The organism is Stutzerimonas chloritidismutans, from assembly GCF_038562055.1.
GTDB classification, from domain to species: Bacteria; Pseudomonadota; Gammaproteobacteria; order Pseudomonadales; family Pseudomonadaceae; genus Stutzerimonas; species Stutzerimonas chloritidismutans_A.
Genome location: NZ_JBCFXD010000024.1, coordinates 26,081 through 40,113, shown reverse-complemented (window position 1 = coordinate 40,113; position 14,033 = coordinate 26,081). Strand labels below are relative to the sequence as shown.

General features: G+C 59.6%; 11 protein-coding genes. 1 reads left to right on the top strand and 10 read right to left on the bottom strand.

What is annotated here, in order from left to right; all coding sequences use genetic code 11:
• Positions 1-74: 74 nt before the first annotated feature.
• From AAGW23_RS21320 to AAGW23_RS21290, 7 genes are all read right to left on the bottom strand, one after another.
• Complete coding sequence (locus AAGW23_RS21320) at positions 75-611, bottom strand: hypothetical protein (protein WP_342408262.1); 537 nt, start codon at positions 609-611, stop codon at positions 75-77.
• A gap of 78 nt (positions 612-689) precedes the next feature.
• On the bottom strand, positions 690-1,697 hold the full coding sequence (locus AAGW23_RS21315) for a hypothetical protein (RefSeq protein ID WP_342408261.1): 1,008 nt from the start codon (positions 1,695-1,697) through the stop codon (positions 690-692).
• Positions 1,698-1,806: 109 nt separating this feature from the next.
• Positions 1,807-2,382: a hypothetical protein gene (locus AAGW23_RS21310; RefSeq protein WP_342408260.1), complete on the bottom strand. Its 576-nt coding sequence runs from the start codon at positions 2,380-2,382 to the stop codon at positions 1,807-1,809.
• 269 nt (positions 2,383-2,651) lie between these two features.
• Positions 2,652-3,650, bottom strand: a complete 999-nt coding sequence (locus tag AAGW23_RS21305; protein WP_342408259.1) for an NAD(P)H-quinone oxidoreductase — start codon at positions 3,648-3,650, stop codon at positions 2,652-2,654.
• A gap of 283 nt (positions 3,651-3,933) precedes the next feature.
• Positions 3,934-5,979 (bottom strand): hybrid sensor histidine kinase/response regulator, encoded by a 2,046-nt coding sequence (locus AAGW23_RS21300; protein WP_342408258.1) that lies wholly within the window; start codon positions 5,977-5,979, stop codon positions 3,934-3,936.
• A 178-nt stretch (positions 5,980-6,157) separates the two neighbouring features.
• Positions 6,158-6,355: a DUF2934 domain-containing protein gene (locus tag AAGW23_RS21295; protein WP_342408257.1), complete on the bottom strand. Its 198-nt coding sequence runs from the start codon at positions 6,353-6,355 to the stop codon at positions 6,158-6,160.
• A gap of 157 nt (positions 6,356-6,512) precedes the next feature.
• A complete protein-coding gene (locus AAGW23_RS21290) occupies positions 6,513-8,606 on the bottom strand; it encodes a hybrid sensor histidine kinase/response regulator (protein WP_342408256.1) in 2,094 nt (697 codons plus the stop codon).
• A gap of 382 nt (positions 8,607-8,988) precedes the next feature.
• Between AAGW23_RS21290 and AAGW23_RS21285 the strand changes: the two genes are divergently transcribed.
• Positions 8,989-10,779 (top strand): sensor domain-containing phosphodiesterase, encoded by a 1,791-nt coding sequence (locus tag AAGW23_RS21285; protein ID WP_342408255.1) that lies wholly within the window; start codon positions 8,989-8,991, stop codon positions 10,777-10,779.
• Between the two features lie 83 nt (positions 10,780-10,862).
• On the opposite strand, the gene AAGW23_RS21280 is transcribed toward AAGW23_RS21285, so the two are convergent.
• From AAGW23_RS21280 to treS, 3 genes are all read right to left on the bottom strand, one after another.
• Complete coding sequence (locus AAGW23_RS21280) at positions 10,863-11,045, bottom strand: hypothetical protein (RefSeq protein ID WP_342408254.1); 183 nt, start codon at positions 11,043-11,045, stop codon at positions 10,863-10,865.
• 64 nt (positions 11,046-11,109) lie between these two features.
• On the bottom strand, positions 11,110-11,751 hold the full coding sequence (locus tag AAGW23_RS21275; protein WP_425540849.1) for a DUF4157 domain-containing protein: 642 nt from the start codon (positions 11,749-11,751) through the stop codon (positions 11,110-11,112).
• Positions 11,752-11,848: 97 nt separating this feature from the next.
• Positions 11,849-13,918 carry a maltose alpha-D-glucosyltransferase gene (gene treS, locus AAGW23_RS21270; RefSeq protein WP_342408253.1) on the bottom strand — a complete coding sequence of 690 codons (2,070 nt, stop codon included), beginning with the start codon at positions 13,916-13,918 and terminating at the stop codon, positions 11,849-11,851.
• Positions 13,919-14,033 lie beyond the last annotated feature (115 nt).

Here is a 14,033-nt window from a genome sequence, read left to right as displayed (position 1 = left end):
ATAAGGCCGGTAGGTTGAAAAAACCGGGTTGAAAAAGGGGGACGGTGAGAATTGGCTAATTGTTCAGCGTCTCCTTAGGGAAAATCACGGCCTAGCTCCCAGCGCACATTTTCTTTATATAATTTTGATTTATCGATGATTTGCGCCAATTTCTTATCTAGGTCTTGTTGTAGTCTCTGGCGCTGGAAGGTAATTAAAGATTTTATGTCGCTTATTCTTTCATGGCTTATATCTATCATTGTTGGTCTGAAAAGTAATTTTCCGCTTTCAAGCCACACTTCAATTTTGTAGGCGCCTTCTTTATGGCCTTTAGTATTTTGAATGTCTCGATGAGCATATAATTGATTGCGCGCAGCAATTATATTTACATGTGACTCCATGAGTTTGGAGTCTTCGAACTCTTCATAAAAGCTTGGTAGCGAGCCTAACCCGTTAGCTTTATTGAAATTCATTCCGTATGTGGTGATAACCCCGGCCATCATTGGGTTGTATAAATCTTCACTGACTTTCAGTTCATTTTCTTTGATGTGTGAAAGTAAGGATTCGGCCTGCTGGAAGGCGTCAGATGCATAGATTAACTTTTTAATTTGCTTGATGATTTTCTCATTCATCGGCCTGCACCTAACGTTTGGTTAAGGGGCGGGCTTTAGCCCGTCCCAGTGAGCGAAGCGAACGATTTGAACCAGTTGTTATGCCTTTGCTGCAATGGCTTGTTGAATTTCGTTCTGATGCAGCTTTTCAATAATTCTTTCAGTATTTATTGTTCTAAATTTGCCGCCGGCATCTATATATTTTAGCTCGTCATCCTCTACAACCACTTGCTCTCGCCCAGCAAAATCGCAGAGATTATGAAAGTAACCTTTAGCATATCTGTACGCCGCGACAGCTTCATCAGTAGTTTTACCAACAGTTAAAAGCTCCATTTGCTCTCTGCCATCCAGCTTCGTAGGGACGAGAAGGCTATTTTGGGCTAGCTCGACATAAATTTCAGGCAAACCAAGCTTTTCGCTAAGCCGATAAATAGTGCTGCAGAAATTAGCAATATAGAAGCTGTAGGTCAGCTGCGGATTTTTATCTCGAATAATTGCATCGAGTTGCCATCTAGCAGAGGAAAGCTCTCCTTCAATGTCTTTAAATGCACCTTCATTTATAAGTGGAACTCCGTTTTCAGGTTTTCCGGTAAAAAATAATTTATGAACCCTTGGGTGAACCTTAAATTTTCCGGTTAAACAGTCAAGATACTGAACTTCCCCAATTTGGCTGAAATAGCTAAATAGCTCCTTTCTGTGAGAGTGAAATAGATCAAGGTTGTTTTTTTGCTGTGTGATTTTAATCTGCTTTGCAGTCTGTTTCGTCGCGTGTAAACGGGATACAAGAACGGACAATGGTAGCGATAGAGATAAGGCGCCCAAAGGAATTGCGCTAATTGAAAGAAATGTTTTTAAACCTTCACCTGTCACGGATACGGAGTATCCGTCCCACGAAACCACACCTAGAGCGAGAAAGTATAAGAATGGTGACAGGATTGAAATCCACAACAAGCCTTGTTCGGAAAGTCCACTTTCCTCATTCAGTGCTAGCGTGGACTTGAAACGTTGAATGCCCCAGGCCCCTCGTCCTAGAATGCATGCAACGGCTAAGATGGGAATTAATATAGGTAGCAATATAATTGCGATAAGGCTGGGTATTTCAGTCAATCAGATTCTCCGTATAGGCATAACGGTTAAGCTAAGGGGCGGGCGTTAGGCCGTCCCAGCGAACGAAGTGAGCGGTTTGAGCGCATTGTTGGGCACCGCACCCACCTTATTAGCTTAGAAAGCGAACGTATAACTGCCATAGCGTAATTCCGACTGCTGCAATAGCACTGCCTATAAGTGTTAAGGCTTTTTGGTTACTAGCGTCTGTTAGCCATTTCCAACAAGCTTCACTCCGGCTGCCAATGCTAAGCCTATGCTGCTTTTCAAAGCGGTCTCTCTCTGATTTTGTTATCAGCAAGTCTTTGGGCTCAAAGTAAAGTGGCTGTGCGTAGCCTGCGCCACTTTCTTTATTTCTTTCTGCTGACGTATAAAGGACTGATATTGCAATTTGCTCGCCCTCTTTTGCTTCAAGTATACGCCGAGCATCGTTTGCCTTGAGGTATCTTATTGGCTGATAAGTAAAACCTGGGGCAACAAATTGCACGGCGCTTACCGTGGTTGTTCGGATTGCCCCATTGGGTTCAATGATCTCGCGTTTGTGGCTCCCGATTTCCCTCAAGTAAACGGAGTAAATCAGTAGATCTCTTCTTGCATAGTCGAGAAAAGTTGTTTGATCGACCTTTGAACGAGCCCAGCGATCGATAATTTCAGTCAAAGTGAAATATTCTTTTTCAGGGGCCGGCATTCTGGGGAGTTACCTCGAGATTAGCTTGTGGTACCCAACTATAATTAGACACCAAGTGGTGTATAAGACGCCCGACGGGACTGGTGTATAACATTCCATCTATGCCTATCCGAACAGCTCTAGCATAGGTGTTACAAGGATATCGGAGCCCGTCCGGAATGTTATACACCAACGAGCTAATCGGCTGAATGCCCGGCATCCTGCTCCTTCGGCAGCAGTGTTACTAAAAACACAGTAAGGGCCGGTAGTTACCGGCCCATTTCCAGCCGCTACTGCCCAACCTCCAACATAATCTTCCCGATGTGCTTGCTGCTTTCCATCAGCCGGTGCGCTTCGGCGGCCTCAGCAAGGGGGAAGGTGGCGTGGATGACGGGGTGGCACAGGCCCTGGTCGAGCAGCGGCCAGACCTTGTCGTGCAGCGCCTTGGCGATGTCGGCTTTTTCCTCGCGGCTGCGGGGGCGCAGGGTGGAGCCGGTGAAGGTGAGGCGCTTGCGCATGATCGGCATGGTGTCGAGTTCGACGCGGCTGCCTTTGAGGAAGGCGATCTGTACCAGGCGGCCTTCGACGGCGAGGGATTTGACGTTGCGGGGGATGTAGTCGCCGCCGACCATGTCGAGGATGACGTCGACGCCGTTGCCGTCGGTGGCTTGCTTGAGCACCTCGACGAAGTCTTCTTCGTGGTAGTTGATCACCCGGTCCGCACCGGCACGCCGGCAGGCATCGGCTTTTTCGCTGCTGCCGACCGTTGTGTAGACAGTGGCGCCGAACTGCTTGGCGAGCTGGATGGCGGTCAGGCCGATGCCGCTGGAGCCGCCGTGCACCAGGAAGGCTTCACCGGGTTGCAGGGCACCGCGCTCGAACACGTTGCTCCAGACGGTGAAGTAGGTTTCCGGCAGGGCGGCCGCTTCAAGCAATGACAGCCCGGCGGGCACTGGCAGGCAGTGTTCGGCCGGGGCCACGCAATATTCGGCATAGCCGCCGCCGGGGGTGAGGGCGCAGACCTGATCGCCGACTTTCCAGCCGCTGACCTGGGCGCCGAGGGCAACGATTTCACCGGAGATTTCCAAGCCGAGCAGCGGCGAGGCGTCCGGTGGCGGCGGGTAGCTGCCGGAGCGCTGGAAGACATCCGGGCGGTTGATGCCGGCGTAGGCTACGCGCACCAGCACGTCCTGCGGGCCGGGTTCCGGCACGGGCCCTTCGGCCATCCGCAGGCACTCGGCCTCGCCGCCGGGACGGTGATCGATATGTCGCATGGTTTCTGCACTCATCAGCTGTTTCTCCTTTCGAGGGGCCGGGCACCGTGAACCTGCTGCGCTCAGCCATGCGGTGTTCAGAACAGCCTGGCGTTCGCTCGTTACCGATTCACAGGCGCTGTGTGGCCGCGTTGATTGAATGGGTCTGGTCGGTACACGGTAGTGCCCGCGCGTCGCGGCGCCAACCTTGATCGTTCAGGGCAGGCGTTGCGCTTAGCTTAAACGTAGCGCAACGGCTAGGCGCGGCTGGCGCAATTCGGCAACCCGGTGCCCGAACCGTGCTGCAGCGGGGCGCGGCTCAACGGCCATGCGGACCTAGCATTTCCCCGACCTTTAGGGCGAAGGCATCGATGGCGAACGGTTTGGTCATCACGGCCATGTCGGGGCCCAGCAGGTCATTGGCGGCGAAGCTTTCGGCATAGCCGGTGGCGAAGAGCACTTTCAGCCCAGGGCGTTGCTGACGGACGATTTCGGCCAGTTGCCGACCGTTCATGCCGGGGAGGCCAACATCAGAGACCATCAGGTCGATCCGCTGCTGGCTTTCGGTGATCTGCAGCGCTTCGGAGGCTTCGCCGGCCTCCAGTGTTTCGTAGCCAAGGTCGTTGAGTACTTCGACCACCAGCGAGCGGACCACGGGCTCGTCCTCGACCACGAGGATGGTTTCGCCGGCCCCCTGTGGCGTGCGTTCAGGCTCGACCTTCGCTGGGGTGATAACACCGTGGTGGACGGGCAGGTAGAGGTGCACGCTGGTGCCATTGAAGGGCTTGGACTCGATCTGTATGTAGCCTTTGGCCTGCTTGATATAGCCGTAAACCATCGAGAGCCCGAGGCCGGTGCCCTGGCCGATCGGCTTGGTGGTGAAGAAGGGTTCGAAAGCGCGCTCGACCACTTCAGGCGCCATGCCGGTACCGGTATCGGTCACCGATAGCAGCACATAGTCGCCCTCGGTCAGTCCGCGGCGGGCGGCATCTGGCTCGCTGCCCACCTGGACACTTCGCGTGGACAAGCTGACCCGACCACCATGGGGCATGGAGTCGCGCGCGTTGATGACGAGGTTGATGACAGCGCTTTCGAGCTGATTCATGTCCATGCAGGCAGGCGGCAGCCCGGCACTGAGCTCGGTGACCACCACAATGTTCTCACCGGTGGTGCGATGCAGCAGGTCTTCCAACGAGGCGACCAATTGGTTGACGTCGACCGGTTTGAGATCGAGCGCCTGCTGGCGGGAAAAGGCCAGCAGGCGTTGCGTCAGCGCAGCGGCGCGCTCGGCCGAATTGACAGCGGCGTTGATGTAGCGGTCGAGATCCTGCTCGCCGCGCGCGTTGCGCCTCTGCATGAGGTCGAGGCTGCCGATGATGCCGGTCAGCAGATTGTTGAAGTCGTGGGCGATACCCCCGGTGAGCCGGCCGACGGCCTCCATTTTTTGCGCCTGGCGCAACGCCTCCTCGGTATGGCTACGCACGGCGACCTCGGAAGCGACGCGGGCTTCGAGTCCTTCATTGAGCTGGCGCAGCCGCGTTTCACTGATGCGCAGGGCATCTTCAGCGTGTCTGCGGGCGCTGACGTCGAAACAGGCACCGGCCATGTAAGCGAGTTTGCCGCTGGCATCGCGGAAGGCCTTGGCTTTGCAGGCCAGCCACCTTTCCGGGCCCGGCCGGGCCAGACGGAACTCCACGGCGACATTCTGGGCCTGGCGCGGGTTACTGAACGCCAAGCGCACCTGAGCGCGATCGTCAGGGTGTACCTGATCGATAAAGCGTCCAAAGGTGTCGAGCTTCCACCCCAGCGGCAGCTGAAAGATCTGTTCCAGTGCACTGTCGGGGTAGAAACCGCCATCGTTCAGATACCAGGTGAAGGTACCTGTACCTGAGGCCAGCAGGGCGGCGCGGAATCGCTCTTCGGAATGGCTCAGGGTGGCGGCGTCCTGCCTGAGCACCTGGTCGGTCACGTCCTGCGTCTGATGGATGATGCACGTGACCTCTCCCTGATCATTCAGCACCGGGACGTTAATCGGGTTCCAGTAACGTACTTCGAAACCCCCGCCTTCGGACGCGCGCCGAGGAATGTCGTATTTGGTGGTCGCCATGCGATCCGGCGCACGGGTCTCCAGCACCCGCTCCAGCGATGCGCGCAGTAAGCCGGGCCCCGACGCTGCCTTTTCGTCCGGGTTGTTGCCAAAGACCTCGAAAATCGAATGACCGATGCACTCTTCGCGAGTGACGTTAGTGGCCTGCAGTCGCACGTCACTCGCCGCCAACATGGTGAACGCTGTGTCCGCGGAGACGATCAGGTTGATGTCGGGCAGGGCGTCGAAAATTGCCTGGAAGTCGAGTGGCTGTTTCATCGGGACGGTCGGGCCTTATCGAGGGTTTCTGCGCTGGGCGGCGAGGCAACCCTCAAGGCGCAGAGGCGGACGACTTACCGTCGGTCGCCATTAAGGAACTGGGGGTCGCCCCAACGGAGGGGCGAAAGCCATGCAATGCCCGGTGATGTTCGCGCACGGAACAAGCGCCAGTGCGCGCTCATTGCCTGTCTTCGCGCTTAGGCATCGGAATCGCGACGCTGCTTTCGACGCTGCCAGCCGTGGCATCGCCCTCCTTGTAAAAGGGCTCCAGCTCGTCACGGGCCTGCGCCCAATGCTCCTGCTCATGTCCTTCTGGACGGCCCTTGGCTTCCCATATTTCGTGGGCGCGTTCGCGGATACGCTGTTCGTCAGCCATCTACTGACCCTCGCTGTGCTGGCCGAAGCGTCGTTGCAAAGCGTCTCGGCTCGGTTAGCTGCATTCACACCAGGTATGCAGCAGAGGCGAGAAGCGGGCAGATGGTTCCAGTGCAAAACAGGTTAGCCGACGAAAGCCCTAGCGAAAGGGTAGGAATTCAGCCGCGCATCGCTGCCGACTGTCCGATGAGCTCATGCATCCGTTCGGCCAGATCGTTGACTGCGAATGGCTTGGTAAGCACTGCCATACCCGGTTCAAGCCGACCGTTGTGGAACAGAGCGCTCTCGGCATAGCCGGTGATGAACAGCACGCGCAGATCGGGTCGGCTGAGGCGGCCTGCGTTGGCGAGCTGCAGCCCGTTCATACCGCCGGGCAGACCGAAATCGGTGACCAGCAAGTCGATGTGTACTCCCGATTGCAGCACTTCGAGCCCGGCGATTCCGTCTGCCACCTCAATGGCGCGATAACCGAGGTCACCCAGGAAGTCGGTAACCAGTACGCGCACGGTCGGCTCGTCATCGACCACCAGCACCGTTTCGCCGCGCTGCGCCGGCAGCATGGGTGGCAAGCCGGGCGAGCCGCTCTCGCCTTCGGCCGTGCCGAGGTAGCGCGGCAGGTAAAGACTGACCGTGGTGCCGCTACCCAGCTGTGAGTAGATGCGCACCTGGCCGCCGGACTGCTGCGCGAACCCATAGATCATCGACAGGCCGAGCCCTGTGCCTTCACCCTGCGGCTTAGTGGTGAAGAAGGGATCGAATGCCTTGGCCAGCACCTCGGGCGACATGCCGGTGCCGCTGTCGCTGACCCGGATTGCCAGGTACTCGCCTTGGGGGATGTCGTGCTGACGAGCACTCACGGCATCGAACACACGGTTGCCAGTTTCAACCGTGATGCGTCCGCCCTCTGGCATGGCATCGCGGGCATTGAGACACAGGTTGAGCAGCGCGTTTTCCAGTTGAGACGGATCGACCAGCGCCGTCCACAGACCAGACGAGCAAAAATGCTCCACCACGACAGTTGGTCCTACGGTGCGCTGAACCATGTCGAGCATGCCGCCGACCAGCTTGCCCGCATTGATCGCTTTGGGGGCCAGCGTCTGTCGACGGGAAAACGCCAATAAACGATGCGTCAATGCCGCGGCCCGCCTGGTGGCGCTCTGCGCGACCCGCAGGTACTTTGCGACGTCACCGATGCGGTCCTGCCTGACGCGAGTCTCGATCATCTCCAAGCTGACCGAGATGCCCGCGAGCAGGTTGTTGAAGTCGTGTGCCAACCCGCCGGTAAGCTGGCCAACCGCTTCCATCTTCTGTGCCTGACGCAGCTGCTCATGAGTCGACTCGAGCTGTGCCTGCCGTGCGATTTCTTCAGTAATGTCACGGCCGGTGGCGTACGTCCTGTCCCCAGATGGTGCGGCGACCCAAGAAATCGAGTGTTGCGCGCCGTTCTTGTGCCGGTAGCGGTTGACGATCCGAACCGTGTCACCAGCGGCGGTGGTCAGGTAGGCATCAACGGTAAGCGGATGGTCTTCGTCGGTGATGAACTCGTTGACGTGGTGGCCGATCAGTTCTTCGGGTAGGTAACCAAGGACTGCCGTCCATGCCGGATTCACACGCTGGATGACACCCGCGAAGTTGATCACCACCATCAGATCGGGCGAGGTGTCCCACATCAGGTTGCGCTCTTCCGTGCGGATGGCCACCTCGCGGGCCAACTGCTCGTTCAGGTCACGCAACTGCTGCTGAGCGACCAGGCGCTGATGTTCGGCGAGTACCTGTCCGGTGATTTCGATGCCCTGGTTCAAGAGGCCGAGAATTTGGCCATCTTCACCGAAGATCGGCGTCGCGCTGATGTTCCAGTAGGTGACCTCAGGCTGGCCGTTGCGAACCATTGGCAGCTCGACCCGGTTCTGGGCGAAGCCTTCCCCGGTGCGCATCGCGTGATGAAACGGTGGCGCCACGATCTCCCAGACTTCACCCCAGACCTGCGCCACCGGCAGCCCCAGCGCAGCGGGGTGACGATCAGCCATGGAGGGGATGTAAGCATCGTTGTAGAGCATTCGCAGCTCCGGCCCCCAGAGCACGGTTCCCAGAAGTGGCGAATTCAGACAGGCACCAACCATCGCGCGCAGGGACTGCGGCCAATCCTCGATCGGGCCGAACGGCGTGGCCGCCCAGTCATGGCTGCGCATCAACGCCCCCATCACCCCGCCACCGGAGAGAAAAGCAGGCACCTCATCTATCGCATCAGGCATGTCCGTGCATCGTCCTTTGGTGCCGCCACCGGGCGTGTGGGCGGCATCCTGCTGCTGGGTTGTCGGTTGTTTGAACCCCACCGGGCCGAATTCACTTGTATGCCGTGGGGGTTGGAAAACGATGCGGCCAAGGCGTTCCTGCGCGACACCGGAGAGATAATCCTACACATATGCGGGCGCGGATCCGAGACGAGGACGCCCATGCGCGACACCACTGCAAACCTCTTGTCGGCACCTCGTCAAGGAAAAAACGCACCGGTCGATATACCGGCAAGAGGTTCTGTTGTGCTGATTCCTTGGGCCTGACCCTGAATGCCGTACAACCCAATCCGAACGTCGCGCTGACGGTTCGGCCCCATTTGAATTTCCAGGCAGTGATCGTATGGCGGGTGCTCCAATCCCGATAAATGAAGCGCAGCGCCAGTTGCAGGTGACGCAGTTGTGCCGGCTGGACACAGCACCCGACGAGGTGTTCGAGCACATCGTGAGCATGGTGGCGGAGTATTTTCAGGCGCCGATTGCGTTGATCTCGATCGTCGACGAACAGCGCCAGTGGTTTACCGCGCGGGTCGGGCTGCTGGCGCAGGAGACGCCGCGGGAGGACTCCTTCTGCGCCTATGCCATTCTCGCCAACGAGCCGTTCCAGGTACTTGATGCGGCCCAGGACGCACGTTTCCAGGATAACCCGCTGGTCACCGGTGAACCGGGCATTCGCTTCTATGCGGGCATGCCGCTGATCACGCCGGAAGGGCTGGGCCTTGGCAGCCTGTGCATCATCGACACTCAGCCACGGCAGGCGATGACGCCGCAGGAACTGTCGATGCTCGAGCATTTCGCCAAGCTGACGATGGCGCGCATCCTGACCCTGCGTCGCACCAACTTCATCGATGCATCCACCGGATTGCTCAACCGCTCACGGCTCGAGGATGATGTGGCGCGGGCGGCCTCAACCTCGCAGAGCAATGTATTGGTCGTGGCCGATGTGATCGGGCCGATGCTGCTGAACGACATCATCAAAGTGCTGGGTCACAGCTTTGCACAAGCGCTGATGCTGCGCATGAAGCAGACGCTGCAAGCGCAGCTTCCCGACCCCTGTGGGCTGTATTGCATCAGCCCGAGTCGTTTTGCCTTTCTGATACCGGACGGGCCGCCGGGTGAAATGACCCAACTCTATGCCCGGATCATCGCGGCGTTCGATGCGCCGGTGCAATGCAATTCGATTCCGATCAAGACCCAGATCGGGCTCGGCGTGCTGCCGCTGCACAGCGGCGTGCTGGAGCAGGACTGGCTGCGCCTGGCGATCACCTCGGCTGACGACGCGCGCGACCGTGGCATCGGCTGGTCGCCTTACGAATCCCGACTCGATGCGGTGCAGCAGCGTGCCTTCACCTTGCTCAGCGGTCTCGCCGAGGCGCTGCACGGCGGCGGCCAGCTGCGGTTGGTCTACCAGCCGCGCATTAGCCTGAACGACGGGCGTTGCACCTCGGTCGAGGCGCTGCTGCGTTGGGATCACCCGACGCTTGGCGCCATCGGCCCGGCCGAATTCATTCCGCTGGCCGAAAAGACCGCACTGATCCGCGAGCTGAGCCTGTGGGTGGCCGAGCAGGCCGTGCTGCAGGCGGCAGCCTGGCAACGCCAGGGGGCCAGGTTCAAGGTGGCGATCAACGTGTCGGCGTCGGATCTGGACAGCCCGGCCTTTGCCAACCGCTTCATCGAATTGCTGAACAGCCAGCGTATCGATCCGACGAGCCTGGAGGTGGAGTTCACCGAAAGCGCGCTGATGCGTAACCCGGGCGAAGTCAGCCACCAACTGCAGCGTTTGCGCTCACTAGGTGTGGAGGTGGCCATCGACGATTTCGGCACGGGCTACAGCAACTGGACCTATCTGCGCGACCTGCCGGCCTCGACGGTCAAACTCGATCAGTCGTTCATCCGCCACCTGGGTGACGACGAAAAGGATCGCCGGCTGGTACGGACCATCATCGACCTGGCCAAGCGCCTGGAGCTGCGCATCGTTGCCGAGGGCATCGAAACCCAGGCGATCTGCGATCTGGTGGCTCAGTGGGGGTGTGACGAGGGACAGGGTTATCACATTGCCCGACCCATGGCGCCCGAGTTGCTGCTGGGTTGGACTGCTCAAAACGCGCTGACAGCTCAGGGCAGCGCAGGTTGAATCACTGCAGCGAGGCCGTATCGGTCAGCCTTGGACGCTGACCGAGACTCGTGCGCCAGCGCGCGTTCCACTGGCCGCAGCGGTCACTCTTTCCCTGCCTGATGGTTGTCACTGGCGCGCACAGCACTTTGGGCCGCTTCCACATCATCGAGTAAGTATTGCGTGTTGCCCTCATGGTCGGTGACGCGGAAGACCACTTGAACGTCGGGCCCACGCATCGCCTCCGGTATATCGTTGCCCCGGAGCTTGGTCACGGTCACAGTCATGGCGGTCTCCTCATGGCGATAAGGTTGTGACCGGAGCCGATCCAAGGCGATCCCTCGACCTAGATCATTCGGCTGAGTGGCGCCGAAATGTGATTTCGCCAGCTTGGCGCAGGGCCGTTTCGCGCTCGAGCTGTAGCTCCATGGCATAGCCCGGCTGCTCGACGCTGCCGTAGTCGCGGGTGTAGCGCCGGGCGAATTCACCCACACCCCATTCGAGGTATTGCTCGACGTGCTTGAGCTCATGGGCCCAGAGCGCGACGTTGTCGAGGGCGTCGGCTTCATTGCGGAAGGCGATGATGTCGATCAGCGTTACCGCGACGATGTCCGGGTTACGCAACAGGGTATTGGCCGCGGTGAGCACGCCGTCGTCACCGACGCGGTAGCGCGCGGTTTCCAGCACCACCAGGTCGAAATAGGGCTCCAACTGGGAGCGGATGTGCAGCGGGATCGGCCGGCTCTCCTGCAGCGCCAGCCGATCGCGCGACTGGCGGATCCAGGTCTCCAGCCCCGCTGCGGCCAGCCATTGCATCTGCTCGTACAGCGTTTCGGAATGCTGCGCAGAGGCCGGCATGCAGACGCAGGCGCCCAGGCAGAGGGGCTGCTGACCCGCCGGGCAGGCCGTCTGCGCCTGGCTGGAAAATATCGAAGACCCGAGCAGGCAGGCCAATGCCGTGCGCAGGAAACGGAAGCGGGAGGTGGCGGACACGTAGGTACTCTTCGGATCAACAAGGCAGCCCCCAGGGCCGGCCGGCGCGCACTATAGCTGCGCCGACCGGCCAGGCGAAGAGGGCGCTGATGCCCGGTCAGAGCACCGGTGAGGCGGCGCTGACCACGCGCAGGGCAAGGCCTTCGTAGGGATCGAGATTGAAGGTTATCTCGCCGTTCTCGGTCAGGTCGCCTTCGATGCTTTCGTGGATGATGTCGACCACAGGGCCGGGCGCGATGCCAGGCAGGGTGACCGTTTCGCTGATGGTTTCGGCACTGAAATTCAGCGCGGTGATCTGCACGCCTTTGCCGGCCGGCAGTTCGTGGACCATGACCAGCAATCCGGGCGCCTGCACGTCCGGAATCAGGATCTGCTTGCTCGCCGCAATGTCGTAGGCGCGACGGACGCTGAGGATGCGCTTGAGCTGGCAGGCAAAGGAACCGCCATTCTGCAGCTGCTCGACCAGGCTGCCGTATAGCGAGCGCGCCTTGGGCAGGCCTTCGCTGGAGGTTTCCACCTCGGGGGCAATATCGGCCAGGTCGTAGCCGCCGCGGTGCAGCCAGCGGGTGTCGCCCTCAGTCATCAGGTGCTCGACCTGCTCGGCTTCCAATGGCAGTGCGCCGACCAGATCCCAGCCGGAGAGGGCGAACACGCCGGGCTGCATGGCGTTGAACATCACCAGCAGGATATGCAGGCGCTGGATCTGTTCGATGTCGGCGGCGGTGATGGTGTCGAGGTCGCGGATGCCCAGCGCCGCCGTGATGACGCTGACCGTGGTGCAGGACACGCCATTGGTGACGAACTTGAGGTTGTAAGGCGCGTGCTCACCCGTGAGGCGCTCGTACATCTCTTCGCGGATGTGCTCGCGCAGGATGCCACCGGACAAGGTCTGGCCGTGGTAGTGGTAATGGTCGTAGGCATGCAGCGTCCAGAAGTGCACCAGCTCCAGGGTCAGCTCGTCGTGGTTCTGCATGGCGTGGATCAGCGACGCCGGGTCGATGCCGAACGCGTGCACCTCGCGCAACATCAACCGCAGGAATTCGGTATCGCCCGTGACCAGTGCATGGTGATAGGCCGGACGGGTGATGAAGTCGTAGGACAGATCCGCGCCGCCGTGGGACATCGAGGCGATGTCGTCGATGGTCAGGTTCAATTCCTGGAAGCTGAAGCCGCCGGCCTTGCGGATCGCACCCGCAATCAATTGGTTGCCCGTTACCGACAGCGGATGGCTCTCGGACCAGGCGGTGCCCTCGGCGCGTCGCTCGACCCCGAGAAAACCGTTGGCATCCAGGCGCAGCACGCGCGCGCCGGACACGTCGATGGCGTGCAGCGCATCGCCAATGATCAGCTGCTGGGCGGCGAAGGTCGGGTCGAGCCAGTTCAGCGATGGCTGGCCTTCCTTGAAGTAGTGCAGATAGACCCAGCGCCGGCGCTTGCCATCCACCCCGGTCACCACATTGGTGACGCTCCAGTCGGTGTCCTTGATGCCCGGCTCAAAGAAGATCACCCGCTGCAGCTGGCCGACGATGTAGTGCTTTTCCTTGAGCTGATCGACCACTGGCGGCGAGAGGTTTACCGCATCCCGGCCCTTGGGCACGTCCGGCAGTAACGGCCAGTCTTCCTCGTTGATCTCGACCATGTGGTAAAGGCCGGGATAGTCGCCGTAGGCCATCTCGGCGAGTCGGAAATCCGCGCCCTTGCCGGTGTGGGCCGGCACAATGTCATCAATGACAATGGCGTTGTGCGCGGCGGCCATGCGGCTGAGCTGCAACATCTCCTGTTCGGTCCCAAGGTTGGGGTCGATATCGAAGCTGATGCGGTCGAAATTGCCGTCGATGGTCGGCGTGTACTCGCGTCCGCGCAGCCCGCCAGAGCGCTTCATCGGGCCGTTGTGAATACCTTGCACGCCCAACTCGGACAGTGCGCTCCAGAGGCGGTCATCGCCCAGCGCCTGCAGCACCGAACCGCCTTCGGGCGTGATGATGGCGGCGGGGTAGGCGGTAAACCACACCGAGGAGATCGCACTGGCGTCGCGCGGCCGCGCCTGCGCATAAGGCCGCTGCCAGAGCCGCGACTGACCGGCGTAGAGTCGGGCCCGTTCGCGGGCAGCTTTCAGCATGGACTGGTTTTCCAGCCACTCGATGTAGGTATTGTCTGGCGTACTCATAACGACCTTCGATTCCCGTTGCGCTGAGGGCAAATGTAGTCGTTTGAGTCGACAGCACCCGCATCGTTGCATCGAATCGAAAAGTCACGCCGAAGCCGGTTGCTCAGTGCAGCGC

Excerpts from the sequence above, each read along its gene's own strand:
- AAGW23_RS21300 (WP_342408258.1), bottom strand. The coding sequence starts at position 5,979 with ATGAAACAGCCACTCGACTTCCAGGCAATTTTCGACGCCCTGCCCGAC.
- treS (WP_342408253.1), bottom strand. The coding sequence starts at position 13,918 with ATGAGTACGCCAGACAATACCTACATCGAGTGGCTGGAAAACCAGTCC.
- AAGW23_RS21310 (WP_342408260.1), bottom strand. The coding sequence starts at position 2,382 with ATGCCGGCCCCTGAAAAAGAATATTTCACTTTGACTGAAATTATCGAT.
- AAGW23_RS21295 (WP_342408257.1), bottom strand. The coding sequence starts at position 6,355 with ATGGCTGACGAACAGCGTATCCGCGAACGCGCCCACGAAATATGGGAA.
- AAGW23_RS21320 (WP_342408262.1), bottom strand. The coding sequence starts at position 611 with ATGAATGAGAAAATCATCAAGCAAATTAAAAAGTTAATCTATGCATCT.
- AAGW23_RS21290 (WP_342408256.1), bottom strand. The coding sequence starts at position 8,606 with ATGCCTGATGCGATAGATGAGGTGCCTGCTTTTCTCTCCGGTGGCGGG.
- AAGW23_RS21285 (WP_342408255.1), top strand. The coding sequence starts at position 8,989 with ATGGCGGGTGCTCCAATCCCGATAAATGAAGCGCAGCGCCAGTTGCAG.
- AAGW23_RS21280 (WP_342408254.1), bottom strand. The coding sequence starts at position 11,045 with ATGACTGTGACCGTGACCAAGCTCCGGGGCAACGATATACCGGAGGCG.
- AAGW23_RS21305 (WP_342408259.1), bottom strand. The coding sequence starts at position 3,650 with ATGAGTGCAGAAACCATGCGACATATCGATCACCGTCCCGGCGGCGAG.